The sequence below is a fragment of the Microbacterium sp. CGR2 genome (genome assembly GCF_003626735.1).
Taxonomy (GTDB): domain Bacteria; phylum Actinomycetota; class Actinomycetes; order Actinomycetales; family Microbacteriaceae; genus Microbacterium.
This window is the reverse complement of sequence record NZ_RBHX01000001.1, coordinates 2465737-2480672: the sequence shown is the minus strand read 5'-3', so window position 1 is coordinate 2480672 and position 14936 is coordinate 2465737. Positions and strand designations below refer to the sequence as shown.

The window sequence follows — 14936 nt, the reverse complement described above, 5'->3', positions numbered from 1 at the left end:
CCCAGTTTAGGGCGCGCGATGTCGCAGTCCGTCGGCCAGGGGCGCGGGGAGTTTGTGATCCGGTTCCGGTGATCTACTCTCATGCAATGCACGCCTCTTCGACGCGACGCCGATTGCGCACGACAGGAATCGCTTTCGCCCTGCTCTTCGCAGTCATCGCCGGCGTCCTCGGTGTGTGGCGTCCGTGGACTCCTTCGCCCACCGCCGCTCCGGTCGGGGCCGCTGCGGGCGAAGGCAGCGCACCCGCGATGATCGCTCCGCTCCCCCTCTCGCTGCCGGAGCACCCCTCCGTCCTGGTCTTCGGCGACTCCTGGACGTACGGGTCGGCCGCGAACGTCCCGACGCTCGGCTACGCGTACGTCCTGGCGGATCTGCTCGCCGGTGAGACGGTCGTCGACGGCGTTCGTGGGAGCGGATACCTGAAGCCGGGACTGGACGGGCCGACCTTCGGCGAGCGCATCGCCCTTCTCGACCCCGCCCTCTCTCCGAACCTGATCATCATCCAGGGTTCCATCAACGACCGCGCCCAGGGCGTCGCGGGCTACCGCGAGGCCGTGACCGCCGCATGGGATGCTCTCGCCGCCGCCTATCCGGAGGCGCAGATCGTCGTTCTCGGTCCTGCCCCGCATGAGCTTCCCGTCGGCGCCGAGACGTCGCGGATCGACGCGGACCTGTCCGAGCTGGCCGGTGCGCGAGGCTGGTGGTACATCTCACCGATCGGACAGAAGTGGATCACCGAGCAGAACTACCTCGATGTCATCGACGTGGGCATCGGTCGCAAGCATCCGTCCACCGACGGCCACCGCTACCTGGCCGAAAGGCTCTCCGGCGCCTTGGACGAGTTGCGCGGCGCACCGGTCACAGAAGCACGTGAGTCGGAGACCACCCCCGACGAGTGATATTGTCGATCGGTACGCCTCCGTAGCTCAGTGGATAGAGCGCCGGTTTCCGGTACCGTAGGTCGCAGGTTCGACTCCTGTCGGGGGCACGTGATCGCAGAAGGGGCCGTCCGCGAGGGCGGTCCCTTCTCCCATTCCCAGGTAGGTAGAGTGACGCGCATGTCCGGTGCACCAGGTTCTCGTCTGAGCAATCTGGACTACCTTCGCGGACTCGCCGCGCTCGGGATCCTCGCGTATCACTACACCTCCTGGACGACCGGTCCACAGGACGCGCAGACACCCCTGGGCCGTATCGGCATCTATGGTGTGGCGATCTTCTACGTGCTCAGCGGTCTCACGATGTATCACGTGTACGCGACGAGGATCCGTACGCTCCGGCAGATCCGCACGTTCTTCGTCCGCCGCGCATTCCGCATCTTCCCCTTGCTCTGGCTCGTCTCGATGGCGACGATCGTGCTCGCGCGGGAATGGCCGGAACCGATGACCGTGATCCTGAACTTCACGGGCTTGTTCGGGTTCGTCGATTGGGATGGCTACATCGCCCTTGGAGCGTGGTCCATCGGCAACGAGCTGTTCTTCTACGCGCTCTTTCCCCTGCTCGCTCTCACTCTTCGCCGACGATGGGCTTTCTGGGGCGCGGTCATCCTGTTCTTCATGATCGGCGCGTTCTTCGCCTTCAGCGTGCTGGACGCGCAAACGCCCTTGAGTGAGCAGTGGTCCGCCTACGTGAACCCGCTGAACCAGTCCTTCCTGTTCGTCGCAGGCGTCGGTGTCGGAAAGCTGCTGAGAGATGTGTCCGTACCCCGTTGGGCGCTGATCGCCGTTGCGGCCGTCTCGATTCTCATCTTCGTCGCGTGGCCCTCCGGAGAGGGCCAGATCAGCCTGGTCACCGGCGTGAATCGATTCGTGTTCTCCGCAGCATGCGTCGCGCTGTGTGCGGTCGCCTACAAGCTCGCGGTCGATGCACCCGGCTGGATCGACCGCCCGCTCGGCACTCTCGGCGAGGCGAGCTATTCGGTGTACCTGCTCCACCCGATCATGTTCACCCTGTTCTCGATCGTTCTGCGGGATCGAGCATCCGAGATCATCGTCGCTCTCGTCGCTCTCGTCGCGACACTGCTCGGAAGCGTGCTCTGTTACCGCCTCTATGAGCGCCCCCTCACCGATATCGGGCGCCGCCTCACCCCCACGCGATCGTGAGCGCGGCAGCCGGGGGCTCCACTCCGATGTCCCCACGTTCCCATCCACCCCGCGCCGGGCGACGAACAAGGGGCATGCGCCGACTTCGATCACTCGCTTCCGTGCTCGCCCTCGCTGTGGGCCTGACGGCATGCAGCGCGGCGCCCGCGCCCGACACTGCTCCCACGCCCGGCAGCGGACCGCTCGTTGCCTTCTACGGAGATTCGTACACGCTCGGCACCGGTGCGAGCGACGCGTCGAAACGCTGGTCGACGATCATCAGCGCCTCCCGCGGCTGGCGCGAGTTCAACCCGAGCGTCAACGGACTCGGGTTCGTCAACCAACGGACGAACTTCGGCGACGACGATCTGCCCGCGCTCATCATCGAGGCGGAGCCCGACATCGTCTTCGTCACGATGGGGCTGAATGACAACTTCAGCTTCGACCGCCGCGCCGAGCTCATCCGCGCGACGATCACAGAGGACCTCACGCGGCTGCGCGACGCGCTGCCGTCGTCTCGCCTCATCGTCGTCGAGCCGTTCTGGTACGCCGAGCAACGGCCCGAATCCGTGGAGACGATCATCGCCTGGGTCGAGGATGCCGCCGCAGCGGTCGACGCGGACTGGATACCGGGCGCGAGCCGCTGGCTCGATGGCCACTACGCCGGGTCCGCCGACTCGTGGATGGCCTCCGATGAACTGCATCCGTCCGACATCGGCTACCGGCACATCGCCGAGCAGATGGATGCTGCGCTCGCGCAGCTGGATCCGCCGTTGTGACCAGCGCGATCCGACGAGCGGCTAAGAGCTCGCGCGACGGATGAGACGAGGTTTGAGTGTCACGGTCGCGTGCGTGTGCTGCTCGGGCCGCAGAATCTCCTCGACGAGCACGCGCGCCGCGATCCCGCCCATCTCCAGTCTCCCTACGGCCGCATCGAGGGCGAGTGGCGGCGCGTGGCCGACGGCATCCGGTACACCCTCTCGGTCCCCACCGGAGTCCGGGGCGTCGTTCGGCTCCCGGGGCTCGGAGACCTGGAGATCCGATCAGGGGGCTCCTTCGATCTGACCGTGACGGAAGAGCGCGCAGCCGCTGCCTGAGCGGAAATCCGTGCGGGGAGGCATGATGGAAGGGCAGGATTCACGACGCCACAAGCTGAGAGGAACCGTCATGAAGGCAGTGCAGTACCGCGAAATCGGCAAAGGCCCTGAGGTCGTCGAGATCCCCACCCCGGAACCCGGGCCGGGTCAGGTCAGACTGAAAGTCACTGCAGCGGGCCTGTGTCATTCGGACTGGTTCGTGATGGATCTTCCGGAGGACCAGTACACCTACGGTCTCCCGCTCACTCTCGGGCACGAGGGTGCCGGGGTCGTGGACAAGCTCGGCGAAGGTGTCGAGGGGATCGAACTCGGCGCCGCCTACGCGATCTACGGGCCGTGGGGGTGCGGCCGTTGTCACGCCTGCGCCCAGGGAGCCGAGAACTACTGCCCATACGCCGCCGAGATGGGCATCACACCTCCCGGCCTCGGCGCCCCCGGGGCCATGGCCGAATACGTGATCGTCGACGATCCCCGCCACCTGGCGCCGTTGGGCGACCTCGATCCTGTCGAGACCGTCTCTCTCACCGACGCGGGGCTCACCCCGTACCACGCGATCGTCTCCGCGAAGGAGAAGCTCTACCCCGGAGCGACAGCGGTCGTGATCGGCGTCGGTGGCCTCGGGCACGTCGGCGTGCAGATCATCCGCGCGATCTCGCAGGCCACGGTGATCGCCGTCGACATCAGCGAGGACAAACTGGAACTGGCGAAGGAGGTCGGCGCGCATCACACCGTCGTGTCCGGCCCGGATGCCGCCGCACAGATCCGCGAACTGACCGGCGGGCTCGGAGCCGCGGCCGTGTTCGACTTCGCGGGTGTGCAGCCGACGGTCGATCTGGCGCGTGAGGTCGCAGGGATCGACAGCTTCATCCACATCGTCGGCATCGGCGGCGGCATCCTGCCTGCGGGGTTCTTCTCCACCGCGATGGGTGCTGCCGTCCGCGCTCCGTACTGGGGTACTCGCGGTGAACTCATCGAGGTGCTCGACCTCGCACGGACCGGCGCTGTCAGCGTGCACGTCGAGCGCTACGACATCGATCAGGCCGTCGAGGCCTACAGCCGACTGCACCACGGGGAGGTGCTCGGGCGCGCCGTCGTCGTGCCCTGACGTCACTCCATGGCGAGCAGTTGCTCCCGCACCTGGCGACGCAGCACCTTGCCGATGAGCGAGCGCGGAAGGTCATCGACCGCGGTGACCCGCCGCGGCACCTTGTACGCGGTGAGCCGCGTGCGACAGAAGTCGCGCAGTGCGCCGGAATCGAGCTCTGCCCCTTCGCGGAGGATCACCGCCGCCGCAACCTCCTCGCCACCGCTCGAACGCGGCATGCCGACAACGGCCGCACCCACCACGTCGGGGTGCGCCTCGAGTGCTTCCTCGACCTCACTCGGAGAGACGTTGAAGCCCCCGGTGATGATGAGTTCTTTGAGCCGGTCGACGATCGTCACGAAGCCGTCCGGCGCGACCTCGGCGATGTCGCCGGTGCGGAGCCATCCGTCGGCGAGGAGCGAGGCGGCGGTGTCGGCAGGCCGCTGCCAGTAGCCCTGGAACACCTGCGGACCGCGGAGGAGGAGTTCGCCCCGCTCGCCGACGGGCTTGTCCATCGCGGGGTCGTCGGGGTCGACGACCCGGATCTCGGTGCTGGGGAACGGCACGCCGACGGTCCCCGGCCGTCGGGTCCTGCCCATCGGATTGCCCAGCGCGACCGGTGAGCTCTCGGTCATGCCGTAGCCCTCGACGAGCAATCCACCCGTCGCCTCCTCCCAACGCTGCACGGTGGCCACCGGGAGGCTCATCGCCCCGGAGATCGCGAATCGGACCGTCGAGAGATCGATCGTGCCGCGGGATGCCGCGCGGGCAAGCTGGTCGTAGATCGGCGGCACCGCCGGGAGGAATGTCGGCGGGCTCGTGCGCGCCGCATCCGTCACCAGCCCGAGGTCGAACGTCGGGAACAGCACCAGCTTCGCGCCGATGCTCATCGCGAACGTGAGGCAGAGTGTCATGCCATAGGCGTGGAACAGCGGCAGCACCCCGTAGAAGGTCTCCTCGCCGTCGATGAGACCCGGAACCCAGGCGCGTCCCTGCATCGCGTTGGCGCGGAGGTTCGCGTGGGTGAGGATCGCACCCTTCGGGTCGCCTGTCGTCCCGCTGGTGTACTGCAGCAGCGCGATGTCATCGAGAACAGGACCCTCGACGCGGCGCGAGATCCGGCGGTGATCGAGCAGCTTCTTCCACGCGAGCCGATGCCGGGCCTTCGGCGTTCCGGTCAGCTTCGCCCGCGATGCGCGGGCCTTGGGCAGCGGCAGGCGAAGCAGCAGACGTTTGGCGAACGGCAACGCTGCGGTGATGTCCACGCTCACGATGTGCGCGAGCTTCAGATCGGACGGGAAATCGGCGAGCGTGTCGACGACCTTGTCCCAGACGACAGCCACGCGGGCGCCATGATCTTCGAACTGGTGTCGGAGCTCACGAGCCGTGTAGAGCGGGTTGTGCTCGACCACGATCGCACCGAGACGCAGAGCCGCGTAGAAGGCCACCACGTGCTGCGGGCAGTTCGGGAGCACCAATGCGACGCGATCGCCCTTGACCACTCCCAGCCGCCGAAGTCCTTCCGCTGCTTTCTCGATCTGCTCACCGAGCTGCTCGTATGTCGTGGTCGCGCCGAAGAACTCGAGAGCCGTGTGACGCCGGAACCTCTTGATGCTCGCGGACATCATCTCGGGCAACGTCTGAGACGGATCTGCGATGTCCGCGGGGACATCGTCTGCGTAGGACCGGAGCCAGGGGCGGGATTCATACGGATTGCCGGACATGACTCCATCCTGCCGCGAATCGCTGAAAGGTGGGAGCGGCGAGCGCGCTCGGCGCTACCATCGCGTGAAGGCCCGCCCGATGGGGTGAGCGGCGCGCAGGAGAGGCGGAGCCGATGGACGAACCAGCTCGAGGGGACGGCGAGGTCGTCAGCACCCCTCCTACAGGCGCGGAGCACCACTCATCGTGGCGCTCCGGCTATTGGGTCGTCCTCGTACTGTTGGGGATCTCGTACGTGGTGTGTGCGGTGCAGCAGTCGACCACCCCCAATGCCATCGCGCTGCTCTTCCAGCTCGTCACGGTCGCCGCCACGCTGTTCGTCGCGCGCGTGCGGCCGGGGCTCCGGCGGATCGGCTGGATCGTCATCGCCGCTGTCGGCGTCGCCGCGGTGATCGCTCAGGTGGTCGGCCTCACGGGCCAGCTGGTGGACGTGTCGTTGGCTTTCGCCTCGCTGGTGGCGTACTTCGTCGCGCCGTTCGCGATCATCGCGCACCAGTCCCGAAAGACGCTCGTCGATGGCCAGACGCTTCTGGCGTCCATCGCCGCCTACGTGATGGTCGGCATGTTCTTCACCTTCGCCTACAACCTGATCGTGCTGTGGACCGCAACACCGCTCTTCGGTTCCGCAGAGGACGACTCACTCTCCAGCCTGCTCTTCTTCTCCTTCACGACGCTCACGACGACCGGCTACGGGAATCTGGTGCCGGTGGGGCCGCTGGTCCAGAGTGTGGCGATCGTCGAAGCGATCACCGGGCAGCTGTTTCTCGTGATCGCGGTGGCGCGGGTCGTCTCCGGCTGGCGGCCCCCGCCGCGCGAGATGGCGACGTGAGACCCTCGCCCATGCCGGGTGACCCCGTCGGGCTCCCCCTCGGCGCCCGATGGCACCATGGAACGTCGACCGAAGAGCGAGGAAGAGAATGAATGATCCGGCTGGACTGACCTCGTGGCGCGACACCCCCACACGCAGGGCCATCGAGGCGTTCGTCGCTTCGGTCGTCGACGGTCCGCGTGCCGTGCCGATCGAGGAACGCATCGCGGTGTTCGACAACGACGGCACTCTCTGGGCGGAGAAGCCGATGCCCACGCAACTTCACTACGTCGTGGAGCGATGGCGAGTCGTGGCGGAGCGCAATCCTGAGCTCGCCCGACGACAGCCCTATCTGGCGGCGACGAGCGGCGATCTCGCGTGGCTCGGCACCGCGATCGACAAGCACTACGCGGGCGACGACTCGGACCTGAAGGTGCTGCTCTCGGCGCTCGTCGGCCTCAACGACGGTATGAGCGTCGAGGACTACGCGGAGGCCGTGAGCGAGTTCTATCGCACAGCACGGCATCCGATCTCCCGGCGCCCCTACGCCGAAGCGGTCTATCAGCCGATGGTCGAGCTGCTGCGATACCTCGAGCGCCACGGCTTCACGTGCTACATCGTCTCGGGCGGCGAGCGCGACTTCATGCGTCCGATGACGCAGACCAACTACGGCATCCCGCCGGAGCGCGTGATCGGCTCGGCCTTCGGGCTCACCTACGACGAGGATGCCGCCACCGTGCGCTACTCCCCCGCGCTGGACTTCTTCGACGACGGAGGAGAGAAGCCGATCCGGATCTGGGCCAGGATCGGACGACGCCCGCTGTTCGCAGCAGGAAACTCCAACGGCGACATGCCGATGCTGGACTTCGCCCGCCGCGGACCTCGCCCGGGATTCGCTCTGCTGGTCCATCACGACGACGACGGGCGAGGCGACGCGCCCTATGACGCCGGGGCGGACAAGGCCCTCGCCGCCGCTCCCGACAACGACTACACGGTGGTCAGCGTGCGAGAGGACTGGGCGACGGTGTTCCCCGATCCTTCGGCTTCTCCGGCCGACGCCCGGTGACGGCTCCCCCGGTCGGATGAGCCGCTCCGCGGTCATCCTGTCTGCGTTCTCCGTCGCGACACTTCGGCCACGGCCTCGTGCACCGCATCCCCGACCCGGGGCCGTTCGAGAAACAGATTCGCCTCGCCGATCGCACGGTGCACGCCCGTGGATGCCAGTTGTGCGGAAACACGTGGACCGATCCCCGCCACCATCAGCGTCGCTCCGGCCGCCCGTACCTCGGCGGCGTAGGCGCGCAGCATCGTGAGGAAGGTCACACCCAGTTCATCCGTCCCGCGGAGGCGGAGGATGACGAACGCGTCCGTCGCATCCCTCTCCGGTGTGGGGAGTTGCTGTCGAAACGAGTCCGCCGACGCGAAGAACAGACTCCCGTACGGAGTCAGGATGACGGTCTCCCCCGCGCCCAGCGTCTCGGGCGGCGTCGTCTCGAGTGGCCGTCCGCTGTCGTCGTCGAAGACCCACCGCTTCATCCGCACGCGATTGGACTGGCGGGCGATGTGCAGAACGACGGCGAGTCCGACCCCGGTCAGAACGGCGTACTGCAGCGGGATGAGCAGGGTGAGCGCGAAGGTCACGAGGAAGACTGCGATCTGGACCGGTCCCGTCTTCAAGACCATGATGATCTGTTCGGTCTTGAACGTGCGCACTCCGATGATGATCAGCAGGCCGGCGAGCGCGGGCATCGCGATGTAGCCGATCAGCGGAGCGAACAGCAGCACGATCGACACCATCACGATCCCCGCGAAGAGGTTCGCTGACGCGCTCTTCGCTCCCGCCGCCCGCGCGAGCGCGGTCGCCGACATCGATCCGCCGACGGGCATGCCCTGCAGCATTCCCGTGGCGATGTTGGCGATCCCCTGGCCCCGGAAGTCGGCGGAGGCGTCCGGGTACCTGCCGTCGGGGTTGGGGATGGATCCGGAGATCCCGGCTCCCTGCACCAGGCCCACAAGGGCGAGGGAGAGTGCCGGAACGATCAGCGCGAGGAGCATGGACGGATCCGGCAGCGAAAGCCTCGGGATGCCGCGCTCGACCTCCGCGACATCCGAGATCATGGCCACCGCGCCGTGGGGAAGGAGTTGCGCCAGAGCGGAGCCGACCACGATCCCCACGACCATCGACAGTGCACCCAGTCGGGTGCGCTCCAGCACGAGGATCAGCAGGACGGTGACGGCCCCGACCAGGATCGACAGCCAGCTCACCTGCGCGATATGCAGCACGGTGTCCACCGCGCGGGTCAGGCGGTTGCCGGAGGTGCTGACGAAACCCGTGAAGTTCGCGAGCTGGCTGAGGACGATATTGACCGCCACGGCGTTGACGAAGCCGATGAGCACGGCGGCGGGGATGAAGCGGACGAGCTTGCCGAGTCCGGCCATCCCGAGCGCCAGCATCGCTATCCCCGCCATGACGGTCATCATCGCCATCGCGCCGACGGCATCCGGACCGTGGATCTCGGGGACGTCCGCGACGATGACGGCCATCGCTCCCGTCGCCTGCACCGTCATGAAGACCGACCCGGTCGCCACTGCGCCGAACAGGGTGCCCACGATGTAGGCGTTGAGACCATACAACGGGTTGACGCCCGCGAGAAGCCCGGCGGCGAGGCCGTCCGGCACGCTCTCGACGCCCAGGACGATCCCGGCCTTGAGGTCTTGCGCGATCGTCTTCCGCGATCCGAACCGACGACGGTACCGGCTCCAGCTCTGCCCGACTGTCACGAGAACCACCCCTGAAGTGCTTTCACGAATTGGAGGACGCCGACGAGCAGCAGCACCGCCGCCGTGAGGAACCCGCTGCGGTGCAGCATCCATCGCCGCAATCGTCGAAGCATCGGGTCAGCCTCCTCGCCGCGTGCCAGCACGCTGAAGACGGGAATCGCCACGGGGGCCGCGGCCGCCGCGAGGAACCCGCACACCGTGAGGAGAAGCTGAGGCTCCGGCAGCCGGGCGAGCACGATTCCGATCGCCGCTGCGGCCACGAGGGCGATGTTCATCGGCGTGAGGAAGATCCCGAACCCGAGCAGGAACGAGCGTCCCGGGGTGAACCGCTCGACCGAGCGGACGAGACCAGGCAGCTGCGGCGTGGCCGCGGTGAGCTCGTCGGGCGTATGCGCCTCGGCCACCCGCGCGACCACCAGTCGGGCCCGGAAGAAAGTCCACAGCGCACCTCCGGTGCAGACGACGCCGATGACCGCGTGGACGATGGGCACCCAGGGAGCCGATCGGAACGCGCCAGGTGTGTCCGCCGCCGAGAACGCCAGCAGTCCCACGGTCACAGCACGGTCGCGCTGACCACCCACCCCGCCAGGAACGCGGCACCGTTGCGCCGCGAATTCTGAGACAACAGGACGCCGATCAGCGCCATCACGGCCACCGGGCTCGCAATCACGCCGATGGCCACCGGGATGAGTTGCCACAGGGCACCGAACATCTGTCACGCCAGACGGCTCACGGCGTCCCGGTGCGGGAGGACGAGTCCGGGACCGCATCCGGCACGCGGGAATCCGCGAGCGGCACGTCGATGTTCGACGTCCCCGCGGAAACGTCCTCTTCGGGATCCACGGCGTCGGGATGCCCTTCGTCAGGTCTCCGCAGCACCTCGACCAGGAGAACGAGCACCAGCAGACCGACGGAGACCCCGACGACCGCGCCGAAGGTGACGGGCCGCGTCGTGATGAGGACGAGCACCCCGATGAGCAACCCGGCGATGAGGATCGGTCCGCGGAAGCGGTCGACGCCGGCTCCGAACCGGCCGGTCGACAACCCTCGCCGCTCCCCCGCCCTCCGGATCGACGAGAACCCGCTCTCGAAGGCACCGCGCACCGCCGCGGCGTTCCGACTCGAACCGGCAAGCCACGCCCAGACAGCTATGAGCACACCGACCAGCGCCAACGCGACGACCGTCGAACTCAGTAGGGACGTGAGTTCGTCGAAGACCGACTCCGCCGCTGCTGCCGACATCACGGACGGACTCACCGCGCCGACGAAGAATCCTCTCCCCACCCCGACGCCGGCGGCGAAGAGCAGGAAGACCACGGCGAACGCCGCGCTGGTCCACAGCAGGGCACGCGAGCGGCTGCGGGCGACAAGCACGCCGACGACGAACAATCCGAGAACAACCCAAGGCATCCAGAAACCGGCAGCGACCGCCACCTGATAGAGCGTCCGCACCATGATCAGCGCATCGGCCTGAGCGATCGGAACCGATCGATCGATCTCGGGGATCAAGTCGGCGAACCCGACGCCCCTCTCCGTCAACACGGTCTTGACCCGCTCGACGACGATGCCGAGATCGACCGACAGCACACCGTCGTCGGCCAGCTGCAGCGCGGTGTCGGGGCTGTTCTGCATGATCGCGACCGCGCGCTCATGCGTGAATCTCAGCGACTGCGCCCAGATGTCGGCGAACTGCTCCGAGGCGACGACATCGCGCACGACGCCATCGACCAGCGATCTCAATCCGGTCGCCGCCGGAGCCTCCAGAAGCGTGAGAGCAGAGTCTGCGCGCGGAGGAAGATCGAGGGTGCGCAAGCCGTCGAACACGTCGCCCACCACGGCAGTGAGGTCGACGCGCTCGTCGATGGCAGCGGTCACCTGATCGGCGACGAAGTCCTGAACGTCGGGGTCTTCCGCCAGCGGTGCGAAGGTCGCGACGAACCGATCAGCGTCGACGAGCTGCAGCCGCGCCCAGGTTCCCATGGCGGCGATCGGTGCCATCACGACGGCCAGCACCAGCAGGATCCCGGCGACGATACTCCTGCCGGAGACTCTGCGGCGCGGTTTCCTCAGGGCGTCATTCTCCTGCTCGAGCTGCTGCAGTCGCGCGCGCAGGTCTTCGACTTCACCCATTCGCTCATTCCCTCCGGTTGGATGACACGCTTGTCGACAGTGCGGCGGCTCAGCCGAACGCGGTGAGGCCCTTGCCGATCACGACGACTCCGAGCACGAGCAGCAGGACGGTCATGATGACCGCGTTCTCGGCCTGAAGCCAGTCGCGCAATCGGTCGAGGGGCTGCCGCAGCTTCTCCGACGCGAGCAGGAAGCCCATGACCGGGATGAGCACTGTGGACCCGGCGAGGACGGTGAAGACGAAGACCGACAGCGCCGTCTCGCCTCCCGACAGATCTGCACCGCCGAGCGACAATCCTGCGCTCGCACCGAGAAGCAGGTTCTTCGGGTTCACGCCCGACAGGAGCAGCCCGAGCCCGAGAGCCGAGACGAACGACATCCCGTCTATCTGCTGCATCCATTTCGGCATGGCCGCCTCAGCACCGCCGCGGGGCCGTCCCCGCCACTGCTTCACAGCGAGCAGCACCAGGAGCGCTCCGAGCAGGACCTGCACCACGCCCAGAACCGGCTTCGACGAGTCTTCGGACTCCTCCGGCAGCACCGAAGAGAGGAGGGTGAACACGGTCGTGACGACGATGATGCCGGCGAGCCATCCGAGCAGGAAACCGACGCCCGTCGACCGCGCGCGCGGCGACAGCAGCATCAGGATGCCGGCGATGATCGGAATCGGACTGATCGCGATACCCACAGCAAGCGGCAGCAACTCGCCGATGATCGGTCCCATGCTCATCCTCCTTCGACGTTGCGGTGGATCATCTAGCCGAGCAGTTTCTGTTTCGCCGCCGCGAACTCCTCCTCGGAAAGCACTCCCGAGTCCTTGAGCGAAGCGAGCTGCTGCAACTTGGCGATCAGGTCATCCCCTCCTGCCGGAGCCGCCGGTGCGGGAGTGGCATATTGCGCCGCCGCATTCTGAGCCGCCGCATCGATCTGAGCCTGCTGCTGCGCTGCCTCGTACTGCTGCTGCTCGTACTGGCTCTGCGCACGCTGCTGCTGATTCCTGGTCGCGGCACCCTGCACGGCGGACGCGGTTCCCGCCACCACGGCCGTCCGAGCGGCGAGACCGATCAGTCCGGGTCGGCCGAATCTTCTCAAGGGCATGTCATTCACCTTCCTGGTCGAGGATGTCCATCATGGCGTTCACCACAGGTGCCGGTACGCGCTCACTTCGGAGCACCTGACCGCCTGCTGCGGCGAGGTTCTGGGCGAGCGTCCGGGCGAACGCGAGTTCGAGGACGACGATCGCGGCGGATTGTCCTGGAGGCACGGCGCTCGCCAGCGCCTCGACGTCTTCGTCGCCCGCGAGTCCGGCGGCGATCGGTTCGAAGCCGCCCAACCCTGGCGCCCCGTCCTCCGACTCGAGCTCGAGGATCTCGACTTCGCCCGCTGCCGACTTGCTGAGCAGGACGAAGTCGAGGAGACGCACAGTCCCGCTCTTGATGAGGTCGGTCAACGCGCTGAAGGTCGCCGGATCGGGGCGCGCGCCCTCGAACCCGACGAGATAGAACTCGGCAGGTCCGAAACGGAAGTCATTCATGAAGTTTCCCTTTCTCTGGGTGGGAGGCTGGCCCACTGGTCTGCGATCGCGGGGCGGCCAGTTCCGCGACGGCCGCGCGGTTCGTGTCGAAGATTCGCTGCCCACCGAGAATGCCCAACCGCTCGAGCCGTGTACGGGCGCTGGCGCGGAGGCGACTGAACGACAGTGTGACTCCCTGATCGTCGAGCCAACTCACCAGTCCATCGAAGGATTCGGCGGCGGTGACGTCGGCATCCGTGACCGCCTCCATATCGATCACCACGTGCCGGACGGCACCGGGGCCGGGAAAGGTCACCGCATGACGGACGGCTTGGGTGAACGTGTCACCGTTGGCGAAGAAGAGCGGCGCCGCCATTCGCACGACCACGAGGCCCGGCGCGGTGGTCGAACCCTGCGGTGCTTCTTGGAGGAGCGATTCACGGGGGTTGTCGTTGTCTGCCAGTACGTCGATGGCGGGCGTGGCCGCACGCTTGGCGATGTTGATCAGCGCAAGCACGAAAGCGACGAGGATGCCGGGGATGGATCCGATGAACAGCGTGACGAGGAAGCAGACCGCACCGATCAGAAACTCGAACCGGTCGATACGCCACAGCGCCGCGAACTCCCGGAATCCGAGCAGCGGCAGGATGGCGACACCGACGATGGCTCCGATCGCAGGCGACGGGATACTGTCCAGCAGCCCGGTGCCGAACAGGAGCAGCAGCAAGGTGCCGACCGCGAGGACGAGCGAGGGCAACTGGGTGCGCGACCCGGACTGGTCCATGGCGGCGGTACGACTCGTGGAGGATCCCACGGCGAAGCTTCCCTGCGCGCCCGCGGCGATGTTCGCGACGCCGAAGGCCAGCAGGTCGCGGTTCGGCTCGGTGCGGTAGTGACGTTTCTCGCCGTAGGAGCGAGAGACGAGCAGTCCTTCGGCGGTCGTGACGAGAGTGAGAGCCATCGCCGACGGCACGAGAAGCAGCCAGGTCTGCCAGTCCAGCATCGGCCAGGTGAGAGTCGGCGCTCCCGCCGGCACCTCCCCGAGTACGGCCACGCCCTTTGCATCCAGGCCTGCGCTGACGACGAGAAGCGTCGCGGCGACCATGACCACCAGCGCCCACGGCACCATGCCCAGGAACTTCTTCCCGAGCAGGAGGACCGCCACGGATGCCACGGAGATGACGACGGCCCACACGTTCGCAGTACCCAGCCCACCGAGCAGGTCGCCCAGCTTCTCGAGGAACTCGCCGCCCGAGTCGATCTTCACGCCCAGCATCTTCGCGACCTGCGACACGAGGATGTCGAGAGCCAGGCCACCCACGAACCCGACGAGGATGGGCTTGGAAAGGAAGTTCGCCAGGAGGCCGAGCTTGAACACCGAGAGCAGGATGAACATGACTCCGCAGAGGATCGCCTGCGCGAGGGCCATCGTCGCGTAGTCCTCAGAGCCTGCCGCCGCCAGTCCTCCGATGGACGAGGCGACGAGCGCCGCCGCCGCAGCATCCGGGGAGGCGACGACCTGCCGGGAGGACACCACCAGCACGTAGACGATCGTCGGGACCACCAGCGCGTACAGCCCCGCGGTCGGCGGAAGGCCGGCGATCTGGGCGTAGCCGATGTTGAGCGGCATGGCGATGGCCAGCAGCGTGACACCGGCGAGAAGCTCACGCAGCAGATTCCTCCGCGTCAACCCGACCAGCGGTCTCTGCACCTCTTCACCTCC

General features: G+C 67.2%; 16 protein-coding genes and 1 tRNA gene. 8 read left to right on the top strand and 9 right to left on the bottom strand.

Annotated elements, in window-relative coordinates; all coding sequences use genetic code 11:
- Positions 1-86: 86 nt before the first annotated feature.
- The 6 genes from D7252_RS12385 to D7252_RS12360 all read left to right on the top strand — a co-directional run bounded on the left by D7252_RS12385 (position 87) and on the right by D7252_RS12360 (position 4280).
- Positions 87-899 (top strand): SGNH/GDSL hydrolase family protein, encoded by an 813-nt coding sequence (locus D7252_RS12385; protein ID WP_183055285.1) that lies wholly within the window; start codon positions 87-89, stop codon positions 897-899.
- Positions 900-915: 16 nt separating this feature from the next.
- Positions 916-988: transfer RNA gene (locus D7252_RS12380), tRNA-Arg, on the top strand.
- 70 nt (positions 989-1058) lie between these two features.
- Positions 1059-2099, top strand: coding sequence for an acyltransferase (locus tag D7252_RS12375; RefSeq protein ID WP_120775663.1), 1041 nt, complete (start codon positions 1059-1061; stop codon positions 2097-2099).
- A gap of 74 nt (positions 2100-2173) precedes the next feature.
- Positions 2174-2857: an SGNH/GDSL hydrolase family protein gene (locus D7252_RS12370; RefSeq protein ID WP_120775662.1), complete on the top strand. Its 684-nt coding sequence runs from the start codon at positions 2174-2176 to the stop codon at positions 2855-2857.
- 69 nt (positions 2858-2926) lie between these two features.
- A complete protein-coding gene (locus D7252_RS12365) occupies positions 2927-3175 on the top strand; it encodes an alpha-L-rhamnosidase C-terminal domain-containing protein (protein WP_183055284.1) in 249 nt (82 codons plus the stop codon).
- A gap of 70 nt (positions 3176-3245) precedes the next feature.
- Positions 3246-4280: an NAD(P)-dependent alcohol dehydrogenase gene (locus D7252_RS12360; RefSeq protein WP_120775661.1), complete on the top strand. Its 1035-nt coding sequence runs from the start codon at positions 3246-3248 to the stop codon at positions 4278-4280.
- 2 nt (positions 4281-4282) lie between these two features.
- On the opposite strand, the gene D7252_RS12355 is transcribed toward D7252_RS12360, so the two are convergent.
- A complete protein-coding gene (locus D7252_RS12355; RefSeq protein ID WP_120775660.1) occupies positions 4283-5983 on the bottom strand; it encodes a long-chain-fatty-acid--CoA ligase in 1701 nt (566 codons plus the stop codon).
- A 113-nt stretch (positions 5984-6096) separates the two neighbouring features.
- On the opposite strand from D7252_RS12355, the gene D7252_RS12350 reads away from it, so the two are divergent.
- A complete protein-coding gene (locus tag D7252_RS12350; protein ID WP_120775659.1) occupies positions 6097-6810 on the top strand; it encodes an ion channel in 714 nt (237 codons plus the stop codon).
- Between the two features lie 88 nt (positions 6811-6898).
- Positions 6899-7855 (top strand): HAD family phosphatase, encoded by a 957-nt coding sequence (locus D7252_RS12345; protein ID WP_120775658.1) that lies wholly within the window; start codon positions 6899-6901, stop codon positions 7853-7855.
- 32 nt (positions 7856-7887) lie between these two features.
- Here D7252_RS12345 and D7252_RS12340 read toward each other — a convergent pair whose 3' ends face one another.
- The 8 genes from D7252_RS12340 to D7252_RS12310 are packed head-to-tail and all read right to left on the bottom strand — an operon-like array spanning position 7888 to position 14924.
- On the bottom strand, positions 7888-9579 hold the full coding sequence (locus tag D7252_RS12340) for a SulP family inorganic anion transporter (RefSeq protein ID WP_215110948.1): 1692 nt from the start codon (positions 9577-9579) through the stop codon (positions 7888-7890).
- Positions 9567-10121 (bottom strand): GAP family protein, encoded by a 555-nt coding sequence (locus D7252_RS12335; RefSeq protein WP_259461147.1) that lies wholly within the window; start codon positions 10119-10121, stop codon positions 9567-9569. Before D7252_RS12335 ends, D7252_RS12340 begins: the two co-directional genes overlap by 13 nt.
- Positions 10122-10123: 2 nt before the next feature.
- On the bottom strand, positions 10124-10282 hold the full coding sequence (locus D7252_RS20085) for a hypothetical protein (RefSeq protein WP_183055282.1): 159 nt from the start codon (positions 10280-10282) through the stop codon (positions 10124-10126).
- 17 nt (positions 10283-10299) lie between these two features.
- Positions 10300-11700 (bottom strand): hypothetical protein, encoded by a 1401-nt coding sequence (locus D7252_RS12330; RefSeq protein ID WP_251050723.1) that lies wholly within the window; start codon positions 11698-11700, stop codon positions 10300-10302.
- 49 nt (positions 11701-11749) lie between these two features.
- A complete protein-coding gene (locus D7252_RS12325) occupies positions 11750-12424 on the bottom strand; it encodes a GAP family protein (protein WP_120775655.1) in 675 nt (224 codons plus the stop codon).
- Positions 12425-12456: 32 nt separating this feature from the next.
- Positions 12457-12798 (bottom strand): SHOCT domain-containing protein, encoded by a 342-nt coding sequence (locus D7252_RS12320; protein ID WP_120775654.1) that lies wholly within the window; start codon positions 12796-12798, stop codon positions 12457-12459.
- Between the two features lies 1 nt (position 12799).
- Positions 12800-13234, bottom strand: coding sequence for a DUF6325 family protein (locus D7252_RS12315; RefSeq protein WP_120775653.1), 435 nt, complete (start codon positions 13232-13234; stop codon positions 12800-12802).
- Complete coding sequence (locus D7252_RS12310; RefSeq protein ID WP_120775652.1) at positions 13227-14924, bottom strand: SulP family inorganic anion transporter; 1698 nt, start codon at positions 14922-14924, stop codon at positions 13227-13229. The genes D7252_RS12315 and D7252_RS12310 overlap by 8 nt, the downstream gene beginning before the upstream one ends.
- Positions 14925-14936 lie beyond the last annotated feature (12 nt).

What these genes read in the sequence shown, in the direction of transcription:
- D7252_RS12360 (WP_120775661.1), top strand. Translation starts at nt 3,246, where the DNA reads ATGAAGGCAGTGCAGTACCGCGAAATCGGCAAAGGCCCTGAGGTCGTC.
- D7252_RS12385 (WP_183055285.1), top strand. Translation starts at nt 87, where the DNA reads ATGCACGCCTCTTCGACGCGACGCCGATTGCGCACGACAGGAATCGCT.
- D7252_RS12330 (WP_251050723.1), bottom strand. Translation starts at nt 11,700, where the DNA reads ATGGGTGAAGTCGAAGACCTGCGCGCGCGACTGCAGCAGCTCGAGCAG.
- D7252_RS12320 (WP_120775654.1), bottom strand. Translation starts at nt 12,798, where the DNA reads ATGCCCTTGAGAAGATTCGGCCGACCCGGACTGATCGGTCTCGCCGCT.
- D7252_RS12350 (WP_120775659.1), top strand. Translation starts at nt 6,097, where the DNA reads ATGGACGAACCAGCTCGAGGGGACGGCGAGGTCGTCAGCACCCCTCCT.
- D7252_RS12355 (WP_120775660.1), bottom strand. Translation starts at nt 5,983, where the DNA reads ATGTCCGGCAATCCGTATGAATCCCGCCCCTGGCTCCGGTCCTACGCA.
- D7252_RS12375 (WP_120775663.1), top strand. Translation starts at nt 1,059, where the DNA reads ATGTCCGGTGCACCAGGTTCTCGTCTGAGCAATCTGGACTACCTTCGC.
- D7252_RS12345 (WP_120775658.1), top strand. Translation starts at nt 6,899, where the DNA reads ATGAATGATCCGGCTGGACTGACCTCGTGGCGCGACACCCCCACACGC.
- D7252_RS20085 (WP_183055282.1), bottom strand. Translation starts at nt 10,282, where the DNA reads ATGTTCGGTGCCCTGTGGCAACTCATCCCGGTGGCCATCGGCGTGATT.
- D7252_RS12370 (WP_120775662.1), top strand. Translation starts at nt 2,174, where the DNA reads ATGCGCCGACTTCGATCACTCGCTTCCGTGCTCGCCCTCGCTGTGGGC.
- D7252_RS12325 (WP_120775655.1), bottom strand. Translation starts at nt 12,424, where the DNA reads ATGGGACCGATCATCGGCGAGTTGCTGCCGCTTGCTGTGGGTATCGCG.
- D7252_RS12315 (WP_120775653.1), bottom strand. Translation starts at nt 13,234, where the DNA reads ATGAATGACTTCCGTTTCGGACCTGCCGAGTTCTATCTCGTCGGGTTC.